Here is an 11,663-nt window from a genome sequence, read left to right as displayed (position 1 = left end):
CCAGGGGCCCCGCCCCGGGCCGCAGGGCGTGGCGCCGGACCTGCGGCAGGTCCGCCTCCTTGAGCAGGCGCGCGAAGAGCCGGGAGACCTGGTCGGGCACGAGTGCGGTGCCGTCCTCGGCCGTGAAGACCAGGCTGGTGTCGGTCCAGGCTGCGCCCCACTGCAGCCGCTCCTCGAGCTGCCGGATCCGGTGCAGCCGCAGCACGTCGACGGTCGCGGCGTCCAGGGCGACGGTGCGCTCGCCGCTCTCGCTCTTGGGCTCACCGGCCTCGATGTGCGCGCCGAGCTGGAGGATCTGCCGGCTGACGGTGATGGTCGCCTGCTCGAGGTCGACCTCGGTCCAGCGCAGACCGATGGCCTCACCGCGGCGCAGGCCCCGGAAGGCGATGAGGTGCAGCAGGGCGTAGAGCCGATGCGGCTGGGCGTGGTCGAGGAAAGCCCCGGTCTGTGCCGGGAGCCAGACCGCGACCTTGGGTCGCTCGCCGGTGGCTCGCCAGTGCGCTTCGCGCTGCTCGGTCCACACGACGGCCTTGGGTCGCCGGCCGGTGTCGAGCTCGACGTAGCTGGCGGGGTTGAGGGGCAGGAGCCGCCGCTTGACGGCGGTGTTCAGCGCCGACATCAACGTGGTGTGGATCCGGCGCAGCCGGGCTGCGGTGAGCGGCTGGGTCGGTCGTGACCGCTGCCGTGCGGCAAGCATGGCCTTCATCTCCGGGCTGGGGGCGCGACCGGTGCTGGTGCCGAGGCTGCGGATCGCGGTGTACATCCGCTCGATGTCGACCGCGTCGAGCTGATCGAGCCGCAGATGGCCCAGCGCTGGGGTGAGGTAGAGCCGGATGTGCTCGGCATAGGTACGGCGGGTGCTCGCGCGCAGCTTGGCCTTGCCGGCGAGCCAGTCGTCGAGGTAGACGCCGACCGTCTGCCGGCCCGCGTCGACGTGCGTGCGCTTCTGGACCCGGTCGAGCAGGTCGACCAGCGCAGCCTGGGCGTCGCGCTGGCTGGTGAAGCCGCCCTGGCGCTGACGTCGGCGACCACCGGGCCCGGCTGCGAGCTCGGCCTGGTAGTACCAGGTGCCGTGGCTGCGGCCGCTCAGCTTGGGGCAGTCGGCACCCAGCGGCTTGCCGCCGGCGTCGGTGCAGCCGCACCGCTTGTACGTCGAACCCTTCACTGGCCGGTCCTCTCGCTTGTCAGGTTCTACCGCTCGACGGCGACCCGCGTCTGCACGTCGGGGCCGACTGTGGACAGGCTGAGCAGCTCGCGGAGCGCGGCCGTCGGCACCCGGATGCGGCTGCCGAGGCGCAGGACCGGGGTCGGCCAGCGACCGGTACGTACCAGCTCGTAGGCGGTGGTCCGGCCGATGCCGAGGACCGCCGCCGCGGTCACCAGATCCACCACTACCGGCAGCTGGCGCAGGTCGTCCTCATCCACCGCAAGGCCGTCCCGGCACCAGTACATGCACCTGCTGGCTGATCATGCAGCTCTGACCGGCGACCTCGCCGAGCACAGCCTGGGCAGGTCGCGGGGCGGACACGACCGCGAGGCAGGTGATGTGGCGCAGCGCAGACGCAGCGTGCGACGGAAGCAGGAGCTGCTCCGGGTCGATGGCGTCCCTGAAGACGACCGTGGTCGGCTCGCCTGAAGCGAGCGCCGTCGTGAGCGGTCGGAGCTGCTCCTGGCGTTCGTCACGGCCACGACTGAAGTCCACGCCTCGGGCGAAGCCGGCACTTGCTGAGGCGGTTACGGGCAGCACTGCCAACGAGTCGACGTCGACGACGTTCATGATCACCTCCGGACCGATGCGGGCGCACAGGGGCACGATGGCGACGCCCGTTGCCGGATTGCTTGCCACCCGGGCGGTGCTGGGACCGGGCGCCCTGCTGACGTCGTGCCGGCCGTGAATTTGATGCGTGTTGGCCGCACGGCCTTGGCCTCGCCACCAACCTCCTATTGGACGTTGGGATTCAGCCGCGTGCCGACCCGCGGCAACAGGCGCGGCAACTGACCGCGGCCCATGGCTGGTTCATGTTCGGCCGGGACAACGCGGAGGCCAGTGCAAGGGTCCGCTCATGCTTGACCGGATGTGGCCGGGTCGGCGGAGCGCGTTCGGCGAACTGGATCGCCGTCGTCGGGTGCCTGACGCCCCCGCCTCCGGACGGTCTGGGGGCCTTGCCGCCTCAGGACCTCCAGGACCGGGTTGGCGACCGGAACGCTACGTCGGGTATTCGAGCGGGTGTTCCATGCGGAAGTAGGCGACCGCAGAGTCTGCCCGTTTCTGTCGGTGCTCGTGCGTACCGTGCGACGCATGAGTGGATGCACAGCACCAAGGCAGGGACACCGCACGGCCAGCGGACGCGCGAACTGCCCCGTGTGCCGCTACGGCGGGAGCTACAGGTCGTCGTACCGGACGCCGTCGGACTCGCCTCCCGTGGTCCGGTACCCGAGCAGTGGTGGTGGGTCCTCCGGCGGCGGTTCGTCCAGTGGAGGTGCGGGCGGCGGCGGGGGGACGTCACGTCGCTTGCGTGGCGGGGGCTCCGTCTCGTACACCGCCACCGAGTGGCGCACGATGGAACCCATCGCCCGGAACGCCGAGGTGGTGGCCCAGGCCCATCCCGAGCGCCGCGACCTGTTCCTCTGCCACGCATGGGACGACAGGGAGGGTGCCGCTAAGGATCTGTGTGACCTGCTCCTGTCCCACGGCGCGACGGTGTGGTTCAGCGAGTACGACGTCGGCCTCGGGAAGTCGCTGCTCCAGGAGATCGACCGGGGCCTGGCGACCTCACGGGTCGGCATCGTGCTGGTCACCCCTGCGCTGCTTGAGACGCTCAAGTCGGCGACGGGCATCGCAGGCAAGGAACTGTCGGCGCTGCTCGCTACTGACCGGGTGATCCCTGTCGCCCACAACACGGACTTCGACGCCCTTCGAGACGTCAGCCCTTTGCTCGCCGCGCGGTCCGGACTGACCGTTGGGGCGAACCTGTCCCTGGACGACGTCGCCGAGAAGGTCGCAGCCGCTGCGGCCGCTGAGACGGCGACCGCCGTGCGCCTCTAGGAAAGAGTCTCCACCGGCGGCTCGACCATGGACAGGTACAGCCGCCACATCCGGTCGTCCAGGTCGATGATGCTTGCCAGCACGCGCTCTAGCGCAGGCTGCGTTCCGGGATCTTCGAGGTAGACGCGGGACCCGCTGCGGGGATTCTCGTAGTGCCAGTAGACGGCTCGTCGGGCGACTCGTGCCACCCAGTGGCGACATGCACGATCTGGTTGCGCGACTCCCAAGCCTGCTTGGTGAGTTCCTTCGCCAGAGCATCGAACTCGCGCGACAGTCCCTTGGCGGCATCAAGCAGCGTGCGCAGTCGCCCCGAGGAACTGATCCAGAAGCCGAGTTCCCCACCCTGTGTCTCCGCCCACCCAAGCAGGTCTGGGCGGCGCGAGCCGCAGTCCGCTCCAAGCCGCCGGTCGCAACCGCCACCCGGCCGACGAGCGGGAAGTACCACTCCGGCGGCTCGCCGATGTACGCGTCGATGGCGAAGTCGTGGTCGCTGGGGAGATCGACGAACGGATCGCCCCAGTCAACCGGCGGGTCGGGCATCTCATCGATCACGCCCCGAGGCTAGAGGCGTCGACGGGGTGAGACAGCCTGGTCCGGTAACTCGCGGTCACCGCTGTTGCCCGAGCCCTTTCCACGTCGGCCCGGCCCGCCCACCGCGCACACGAGTCAGGTGCTTCGCGACCCGATGACGAGGCGCAAGCCGTTGGGCGCTCGAGACAACCGGTTTGTCGGTGCTCGGTGCCATCCTCGCGGGTGACATGGAAGGAGGTGAACAGCATGAGCAAGCCGTCGAAGTCCGCCCTCTCGAAGGCTGGCAGCACCCTGTCGTCCAGCTCCTCGACCAAGGCGGCCAAGAGCAAGGCCGGCTCGACGCTCGGCAGGGGCTGAGCGAACAGCCTGATGCCCCGCCCCGTCCGTTGGGTGCGGGGCATCGCTCTGTCCGGGGCAGGGCGGGCCAGAAGACGTCCTCATCTGCCGCGACGGGAGCGGCCATCGCCGGTGCGGGGTCGGGGGACGGCGGCCGTCCCGCCAGCAAAAGTCCAGCAATGCAGGCTGGCTAAGCTCGCACCCTGGCGGGTGCGATCACCTGGCGGCACACCACGAGGAACGGCACTTCTTGTCGTGTCGAGCGAACCTCGCTCACACTTGTCAGATGCGACGGTTCCTGCTGATGCTCGCCCTCACCGGACTCGGCTTCTCCGGCGTGGCTGTCGCGGACGTGAGCGAGCCTGACGAGGGACCTGTGGCGAACTGCGGGCGGGAGCGGACGAGCGGGCAGGGCAGCAACTTCGCCTGCTTCCCTTGGCTCAACCCCTACTCGCGGTAGCGGCACTTCCTGCGGCGCCTACCCGGGCTGCGCGAGCCTCTGGGTCGCGGCTGCGTCGAAGCGAAAGAGCCAAGCCCGTCCGTCCCACTCGGCCGTGATTGCGTCTTCCACCGGCTGCCCCTTGACGCTGCGCACGGGGGTACCCGTGGGCAGGAATGCGGCCTCTGCGTGCCGTGGTGTGTGCTCCACGGGTGTCCTGGAACTAGCCCGGGTGCACTCAACGGCGCCCAGTTGCTGGCCCGGCTCGAAGCCCGTTTGGGGCTCGAACTTGGCGGCGTACATCCGGTCGTTCCAGCGGACGTAGTGCGTCCAGTCGATGGCCGCGTCCGGAGGCGCGTCCAGTTCCTGCTCGCCGCATGACGGCAGCCCCCGAGGCTCACCGCCGGCAGTAGCCGTGCCGTTGCCGGAGCCACAGCCAGCCACCAGTAGCAGTGTGCAGGCCGCTGCCAGCGCGCCAGCGAGTCTTCTCATGCACATGGGACGCAGCATCACTCGCAGTCGTTCCAAGCAAGCGGTGATCCCGGCTCTCGGCTGCTGCGTAACCGCGTTTCCGCTGCCGGGCGCCGCGAGCAAGACCCGCGCTTCTGCTCGGTTCCTAGGGGCACCCATCCGTCAGCCGACGCGCGCCTCGTGCACCCGGTCATCAACGATGGTCGCCGTCACGCGAGTCAGCGAGAGATCGGCCGTCATCACGTCCCCGGCGCCTACTGGACGGAAGTGGAGCCCTGCCGCTTCTACGCGTCTCCGCGCTTCGTCCTCGGGCAGACCGATGATGTCTGCGTCGGCAAGAGCACTGCGGCTTGCCTCTGCCACGCGCCGCGCCGACTCGAATGGCTCTCCCTCTGTGGGGCCCTGCATCGACGGCTTGTAGGCCATGTACCAAGGGTAATGCCGGTTCCTCGCGGTTGACCCACCGTCCGCGAGTAGCGGTCAGCGGGTGCCTACACCCGCCCACGTCACGCACACGCGGCAACCCAGCGAGTGTTGTCACCTCGGCCCATCCGGCCGATGACGATGACGATTGCCGACGGGCCGCACCCGCCTGCGGCGAGATGCCGTCTTAGGGGCTTGCCGCAGCCAGCGGGGGCATCTCGTCCCAGGTGCGTCCGTCGAGGCTGCGCCCCCCGGACTTAGGGCGGTGTCCTCCCCACTGCTTGAAGAAGAACGACGTCCCGCTGTCGGCGCATTGGTCGCGCAGGCCGCGGACCCAGGCCTCGTCCAAGGGCCGGTGCCCTGGCCCGGATTCGCCGCCGGCGATAAGCCAAGAGATGCCAGCCAGGTCGAGCGTGACGGCTTCGAGCAGCGGTTCGGCGGAGACGAACCGGACTGCGGCAGGCACCCGGCGGAGGTCGTCAATTCGCCACGCAGTCGCCTGCGACTCGACCGAGGCCCCCAGCCATACGTTTGCCGGCCACGGCAGGTCGCCGGCCATGCGCACTGCCCGGCGGGGCCGCTTGGTCAGCAGCTGGTAGGTGTGCTGCGGCGTGGCCCTCATAACGTCGAAGACCCGTCCGATGAACTCGTCGGACACGCGCGCGTGCCACAGGTCGGACATGCTGTTGACGAAGACGGTTCGGGGGCTGCGCCAGCCAAACGGGATCGCCAGTGCGTCCTCGTGCTCGGTGAGGGCGAAGCCGGGCCCGCTCGTGCGGGGGTCGCCGTCGGCTTGGTACTTGCTGTTGCCCATGGCCTTGAGGCGCTTGGCGAGGGTCAGCGCGTAGCAGTTGTCGCAGCCCGCGCTGATCCGGTCGCAGCCAGTCGTGGGGTTCCACGTGGCCTCGGTCCACTCGATCGCACTCTTGTCCGCCACGCCTGGACTGTAAGCGGACCCCCCGACAGGCCGCTTCCCGCGCGTCGCGGCGGCCACGGGTGGTCGTGGCCCTTAGCCTCGCGCCGTCGCCGCGAGGGGTCACTGCGGCCGGAGGGGACTGCAGATGCCGCCAGGCAAGCGCAAGCCGGTCGAGCTGTGGGAGCGCGAGCCTCACACCGGCGCCAAGCACGAGCTGCTCCGGTACTACATGGGCGCCTGGTACGCGATCATGAACACGACGAGGCACAACCGCCTCGTCTACTACGACGCGTTCGGCGGCCCCGGCCGGTACAAAGGTGGCGAGGACGGTTCGCCGCTCATCGCTCTCAAAGCCCTGGTCGAGCACAACGTGTTCGACCGCATGGACCGCACCGAGTTCATCCTGCTGTTCAACGAACAGGACGCGGGGTGCGCGGAGCACCTGCAGACGCTGGTCGACGACTACGTGGCCGCGCACCAGCCCTGGCCGAAGAACGTGAGCGTCCACGTCGACAACAAGACGTTCGTGACGCTGACGACCGAAATGATCGACGAGCTGGACGCGTCCGGTGGCCGGCTCGCCCCGACGTTCGCGTTCGTGGACCCGGTCGGTGTGAAGTACACCCCGTTGGAAGTGGTGCAGCGCCTGACCAAATCCCCCATGTGCGAGTTGCTGATCTACTTCGCGCACGATGCCGTCCTGCGCTGGTGCGGCGCCGGCAACATCGACGACCGGCTCACTGCGTTGTTCGGCAACGACGACTACAAGAGCGCCGCCAGCCTGTCGGGCGCGGCGCGCAGTCGATACCTGCACGACCTCTACAAGCAGCGCCTGCACGACGTCTGCGGATTCCCCTACATCCAGTCGTTCGCCATGTACGAGGACCGAGGCAAGCGTGTCTACGACCTGTTCTACTGCACCCGCGAGCCCCTCGGGCTGGACCGCATGAAGCAGGCCATGTGGCGGGTCGCCCCGTCGGGCAACTTCACCTTCGAGGACCGCTTCGCCGGCCAGGACGTGCTGTTCGGCAACGACGTCGACACGCAGCCGCTGCAGGACCACCTCTGCGAGCACTTCGCTGGGCAAGCCGTGCCCATCCAGACCGTCATCGACCATGTCGTGGTGGCGACGCCGTTTCACAGCAGCCACGTAAAGACCAAGACGCTAGTGCCTCTGCAGAAGGCGGGCCGGATCAGCAGCCCGAACCAGCGGAAGCCCCACACGTACCCCGACGGCACCATCGTGCAGTTCCCCTAGCTAGCAGGCGGTTGCTCCGGTGGCACACCGGCAGAACAGGGCGGTTGACTGTTCATGCAATCGCAGCGACACGAACTACGTCGGCCGCTTCCGCAGCGGTCAACTTCGATGTGTCGACGACGAGCCTGTCGGTCTCCCACTCCTCGTATTCGGGACTCGTGATGTCGCTCCACGACGACAGACTCAGGGCCCGCTACGCCCACCTTTCGTTGTTCGGCGCGCCGGCGATGTTCAACGCTGTTTGAGCAGATGGCCTCGACGTTGAGGAGCCGGGCCTTCGCCCTGCCGCCCGCCTTCAACCAACCCTGCCCGCGCTTTGACCGCCGCATTGACAGCTTCAGCAACGACATCGGGGCCGTGCCTCAACTGTTCGGCGGCCATTTCGTAGCCCACGAGGTAGCCAGGAGGAGCCACCCACCCGTTGCTCGCCTCGTAGTTCCCCTCCACGCTGGCAATCGCCGTCTCGATGGTGTCGACGCGAACGTAGGGGCAGCCGTCGGTGGTACCGCCTGCAGCCGTGTCTCCTGCCGGAGTTCACTGTGTCACTTCGCGCGGCGGAGGCCGGCCGCAGCGTGTGGCGTGCGGCTCGGGTTCGCGTAGGGCCGGCGCCGAACACTATGTCGAGGGCAACCGGGGCAGAAGTCCCCAGCTTGGAGTACCTGGGGTGTTTCGCGCCCTCACGGAGGCGACGCTCCGCTGGCGGAAGTCGGGTGTATCCAGGAGCCGCCCAGCAGGAGCGTGGAACCACCTGGACCCTGTCCAGAGCGTCCGGCAACCGCCCCGAGGCGTGTTCTCCTCGCGGTCAGACCATGCTGTTGACGATGTCCTGCACGCGCTCCTTCGCGTCCCCGAAGAGCATCCTGGTGTTGTCGCGGAAGAACAGCGGGTTCTGCACGCCGGCGTAGCCGGTCGCCATCGACCGCTTGAAGACGATGACGTCGCGCGCGTTCCAGACCTCGAGCACCGGCATCCCCGCGATGGGCGAGCCGGGCTCATCGTTCGCGGCCGGGTTCACGGTGTCGTTCGCGCCGATGACAAGCACGACGTCCGTCCGGTCGAAGTCCTCATTGATCTCGTCCATCTCCAGGACGATGTCGTAGGGCACCTTCGCCTCGGCGAGCAGGACGTTCATGTGGCCCGGGAGACGGCCGGCGACGGGGTGGATGCCGAACCGGACATTGACGCCCTTGGCCCGGAGGTTCGCCGTCAGCTCCGCGACCGGGTGCTGCGCCTGAGCGACGGCCATGCCGTAACCCGGGGTGATGATGACGGACTTGGCCTGGCCGAGCAGCTCGGCGGCCTGCTGCGGCTGGATCTCCTGGTGTTGGCCGTAGTCCCGAGCCTCCCCGGCTAGGTCGCCGTCAGAGCCGAACCCGCCGGTGACGACCGCGAGGAAGGACCGGCCCATGCCGCGGCACATGATGTAGCTGAGGATGGCGCCGGACGCCCCGACCAGCGCGCCGGTGATGATCAGCACGTCGTTGCCGATCGTGAAGCCGGCGGCGGCCGCCGCCCATCCGGAGTAGGAGTTCACGACCGACACCACGACCGGCATGTCGCCGCCGCCGATGGCAGCCACCAGGTGGAAGCCGAGGAAGAGCGACAGCACGGTCATGACGCCGAGCGGCACGACGCCTCGACCCACGCCCTCGGCGATGCCGGTGCTGAACTCTTCGCGGTCGAGCAGGAACCAGACCATCAGGCCGACGGACGCGAGCAGGACGACCAGGTTGAGCAGATGGCGGGCAGGCAGCACCAGCGGGGTGGATTTCATCCGCCCGCTCAGCTTCAGGTAGGCCACGATCGACCCGGTGAAGGTCAGGGCTCCGATGAAGACGCTGAGGTACACCGCGACGAGGTGGATGCCCTCGGACCCTCCGGCGAGCTCGCCGGGCTGCAAGTAGCTGTTGTAAGCGACGAGCACGGCCGCGATCCCGACGAAAGCGTTGAACAGCGCGATCAGCTCGGGCATGCCGGTCATCGGGACCGTGCGGGCCCGCCAGGCACCGAATGCGGCGCCAACCAGGACCGCCGCGGCGATCAGCCCGAGCGTGGCGCCGAGGCCGCGCCACTGGCCGTCGGGGTCGGGCAGCTCGGCCTGGCGAGCCACCACCAGCAGGGTCGCCAGCAGCGCGACGACCATGCCGGCCATGCCGGCGAGGTTGCCCCGCCTGGCGGTCTCGTGCTTCGACAGCCCGGCGCAGGCGGCGATGAACAGGACGGCTGCGATGAGGTAAGCGGCCCGGACGATCCCGGTGGGCCGGTCCGATGTCAGGAACTCGGTCACGGGTCAGGCCTTCCGGAACATGTTGAGCATCCGGTCCGTCACCAGGAAGCCGCCGAAGATGTTGATGCTGGCGAAGACGACGGCGATGACGGCCAGCACCGCAACCACCGGGTCGGTGTTGCCCACCTGCTGCATGCCGCCGACGAGGATGATCCCGGAGATGGCGTTCGTCGTGCTCATCAGCGGCGTGTGCAGCGCCGGCGCGACGTTGGAGATGACGTAGTAGCCGACGAAGCAGGCCAGAACGAAGACGGTGAAGTGGGACAGGAAGGCGTCCGGCGAGAAGGCGGCCAGGCCGGCGAACAGCACCGCCGCCAGCGCTGCGGCGTACACGCCCCGCGGAGTCCTGGTCCCCGGGGCGGTCGTCGTCGGGTCGCTTGCCGCCGGGTCGGCGGCCGGCGAGGTCATGGCCGATGCCGGCGCCGGGGGGGCAGCGCTGACCTGCACCGGCGGCGGCGGCCACATCGCCTGGCCGCGCAGGACCACGGTGATGGCGCGCTGCACGACGTCGTCCATGTCGAGGACGAGCCGGCCGTCGCCGCCCGGGGTCAGGAGCTTGAAGAGGTTCACGATGTTGGTGCCGTAGAGCTGGCTGGTTTGCGCCGCGAGTCTTCCGGCCAGATCGGTGTAGCCGAGGACCTTCACGCCGTTCTCGACGACCTTCTGGTCCGGTTGCGACGGCTCGACGTTGCCGCCCGAGGCGGCCGCCATGTCGACCACGACCGAGCCGGGCCGCATCCCGCGCACGGTCTCGGCGGTGATGAGCCGCGGCGCCGGCCGGCCCGGGATGAGAGCGGTGGTGATGACGATGTCGGCAGCCCTCGCCTCCTCGTCGTACAGGGCCGCCGTGGCCGCCTGCTGGGAGGTCGTCATCTCCTTGGCGTAGCCATCGGTGCTCGTCTCCTGCTCCATCTCGACGGTGACGAACTGGCCGCCGAGCGACTGCACCTGCTCGGCCACCTCAGGGCGCACGTCGAACGCCCGGACGACGGCGCCCAGGGAGCCGGCGGCACCGATCGCGGCCAGCCCGGCGACCCCCGCCCCGACAACGAAGACCCGCGCGGGCGGGACCTTGCCGGCGGCGGTCACCTGCCCGTTGAACGAGCGGCCGAACTCGTGGGCCGCCTCGATGACGGCCCGGTAACCGGCGACGTTCGCCATGGAGGACAGCACGTCCATGGACTGCGCGCGCGAGATGCGCGGGACAGCGTCCATCGCCAGGCCGGTCACGCCGGCCTCCTGGAGCTGCTCCAGCAGCTCCGGGCTCCGGCCCGGCGCCATGAGCGCGACCACGGTCGCCTCGGGCCGCAGCCGCGCGACCTCCTCCGGCGTCGGGGCGTTGACCTTCACCACGATGTCGCTGGCCCAGACGTCGGCGCTGCCGACGACGCGCACACCGGCCGCCGCGAAGGCCTCGTCCGGCTGGTCGGCGGCCTGGCCGGCCCCGGCCTCCACGACGACCTCGTATCCCAGGTCGACGAGCTGGGCGGCGCTCTTCGCGGTGCCGCCTACCAGGCTCTCGCCCGGCCGCGACTCCCGGGGTATGCCGATCCGCACTCAGTCCTCCTGTTACCGGTCTGCTGATTCTTCAGAAGTACTGATCACGTCCGAGAGCGAACTGTCCAGGGCCGCTCCCCGGTCGGCCAGGCAGATCTTGTCACGCACGGAGGGTAGTCGCGGCTCTGCGGCGTCGCGGGAGGTGCTCCGAGAGCGAAAGGGTGTCGGGTGTTCGGCCTGAACCTGCCGAACGTCTCGGGAAGCGTGGGCGCTCCTGGGAACGGTGCTCGTGGGGGGCGATGCCGCTCGTACTGCCGTTTCCGTGGTGTCTGGCCTCTGTGCTCCCATAGGCGGCGCGTCAACCGTCCTGCGCCCGACCAGCACGTCCTTGAGTGCCTGCTTGGGCGCGGCGGTTGTTCCATAACGGTGTGAATCATGATGCACATCGCTGCACTTCGT

General features: G+C 69.2%; 11 protein-coding genes. 3 read left to right on the top strand and 8 right to left on the bottom strand.

What is annotated here, in order from left to right; translation table 11 throughout:
* The 3 genes from WD794_02040 to WD794_02030 form a co-directional block, all read right to left on the bottom strand.
* A partial coding sequence (locus WD794_02040; GenBank protein MEX2289092.1) for a tyrosine-type recombinase/integrase occupies positions 1-1,165 on the bottom strand: 1,165 nt, incomplete at its 3' end.
* Between the two features lie 26 nt (positions 1,166-1,191).
* Positions 1,192-1,425, bottom strand: coding sequence for a helix-turn-helix domain-containing protein (locus WD794_02035; protein ID MEX2289091.1), 234 nt, complete (start codon positions 1,423-1,425; stop codon positions 1,192-1,194).
* Positions 1,418-1,777 carry a hypothetical protein gene (locus WD794_02030; protein ID MEX2289090.1) on the bottom strand — a complete coding sequence of 120 codons (360 nt, stop codon included), beginning with the start codon at positions 1,775-1,777 and terminating at the stop codon, positions 1,418-1,420. The genes WD794_02035 and WD794_02030 overlap by 8 nt, the downstream gene beginning before the upstream one ends.
* Before the next feature lie 783 nt (positions 1,778-2,560).
* Between WD794_02030 and WD794_02025 the strand changes: the two genes are divergently transcribed.
* On the top strand, positions 2,561-3,046 hold the full coding sequence (locus tag WD794_02025) for a toll/interleukin-1 receptor domain-containing protein (protein MEX2289089.1): 486 nt from the start codon (positions 2,561-2,563) through the stop codon (positions 3,044-3,046).
* Here WD794_02025 and WD794_02020 read toward each other — a convergent pair.
* Complete coding sequence (locus WD794_02020) at positions 3,043-3,234, bottom strand: hypothetical protein (GenBank protein MEX2289088.1); 192 nt, start codon at positions 3,232-3,234, stop codon at positions 3,043-3,045. The genes WD794_02025 and WD794_02020 overlap by 4 nt on opposite strands.
* Before the next feature lie 965 nt (positions 3,235-4,199).
* On the opposite strand from WD794_02020, the gene WD794_02015 reads away from it, so the two are divergent.
* The gene (locus tag WD794_02015; GenBank protein ID MEX2289087.1) at positions 4,200-4,373 is read left to right on the top strand and encodes a hypothetical protein; all 174 of its coding nucleotides are present in this window, start codon (positions 4,200-4,202) and stop codon (positions 4,371-4,373) included.
* A gap of 612 nt (positions 4,374-4,985) precedes the next feature.
* On the opposite strand, the gene WD794_02010 is transcribed toward WD794_02015, so the two are convergent.
* Positions 4,986-5,249 carry a hypothetical protein gene (locus WD794_02010; GenBank protein MEX2289086.1) on the bottom strand — a complete coding sequence of 88 codons (264 nt, stop codon included), beginning with the start codon at positions 5,247-5,249 and terminating at the stop codon, positions 4,986-4,988.
* A 184-nt stretch (positions 5,250-5,433) separates the two neighbouring features.
* Positions 5,434-6,183 (bottom strand): phage Gp37/Gp68 family protein, encoded by a 750-nt coding sequence (locus WD794_02005; GenBank protein MEX2289085.1) that lies wholly within the window; start codon positions 6,181-6,183, stop codon positions 5,434-5,436.
* Positions 6,184-6,307: 124 nt separating this feature from the next.
* Between WD794_02005 and tcmP the strand changes: the two genes are divergently transcribed.
* Complete coding sequence (gene tcmP / locus WD794_02000) at positions 6,308-7,420, top strand: three-Cys-motif partner protein TcmP (GenBank protein ID MEX2289084.1); 1,113 nt, start codon at positions 6,308-6,310, stop codon at positions 7,418-7,420.
* 802 nt (positions 7,421-8,222) lie between these two features.
* Here tcmP and pntB read toward each other — a convergent pair.
* Together pntB and WD794_01990 are read right to left on the bottom strand one after the other, a co-directional pair.
* Positions 8,223-9,707: a Re/Si-specific NAD(P)(+) transhydrogenase subunit beta gene (pntB, locus tag WD794_01995; GenBank protein MEX2289083.1), complete on the bottom strand. Its 1,485-nt coding sequence runs from the start codon at positions 9,705-9,707 to the stop codon at positions 8,223-8,225.
* A 3-nt stretch (positions 9,708-9,710) separates the two neighbouring features.
* Positions 9,711-11,264, bottom strand: coding sequence for a Re/Si-specific NAD(P)(+) transhydrogenase subunit alpha (locus tag WD794_01990; protein MEX2289082.1), 1,554 nt, complete (start codon positions 11,262-11,264; stop codon positions 9,711-9,713).
* Between the last annotated feature and the right edge of the window lie 399 nt (positions 11,265-11,663).

The sequence above is a fragment of the Mycobacteriales bacterium genome, from assembly GCA_040902655.1.
Taxonomy (GTDB): domain Bacteria; phylum Actinomycetota; class Actinomycetes; order Mycobacteriales; family SCTD01; genus SCTD01.
The sequence above is the reverse complement of the archived record's forward strand: the minus strand, read 5'-3'. Positions and strand labels throughout refer to the sequence as shown.

Excerpts from the sequence above, each read along its gene's own strand:
- WD794_02030 (MEX2289090.1), bottom strand. The coding sequence starts at position 1,777 with ATGAACGTCGTCGACGTCGACTCGTTGGCAGTGCTGCCCGTAACCGCC.
- WD794_02025 (MEX2289089.1), top strand. The coding sequence starts at position 2,561 with ATGGAACCCATCGCCCGGAACGCCGAGGTGGTGGCCCAGGCCCATCCC.
- WD794_02015 (MEX2289087.1), top strand. The coding sequence starts at position 4,200 with ATGCGACGGTTCCTGCTGATGCTCGCCCTCACCGGACTCGGCTTCTCC.
- WD794_02010 (MEX2289086.1), bottom strand. The coding sequence starts at position 5,249 with ATGGCCTACAAGCCGTCGATGCAGGGCCCCACAGAGGGAGAGCCATTC.
- tcmP (MEX2289084.1), top strand. The coding sequence starts at position 6,308 with ATGCCGCCAGGCAAGCGCAAGCCGGTCGAGCTGTGGGAGCGCGAGCCT.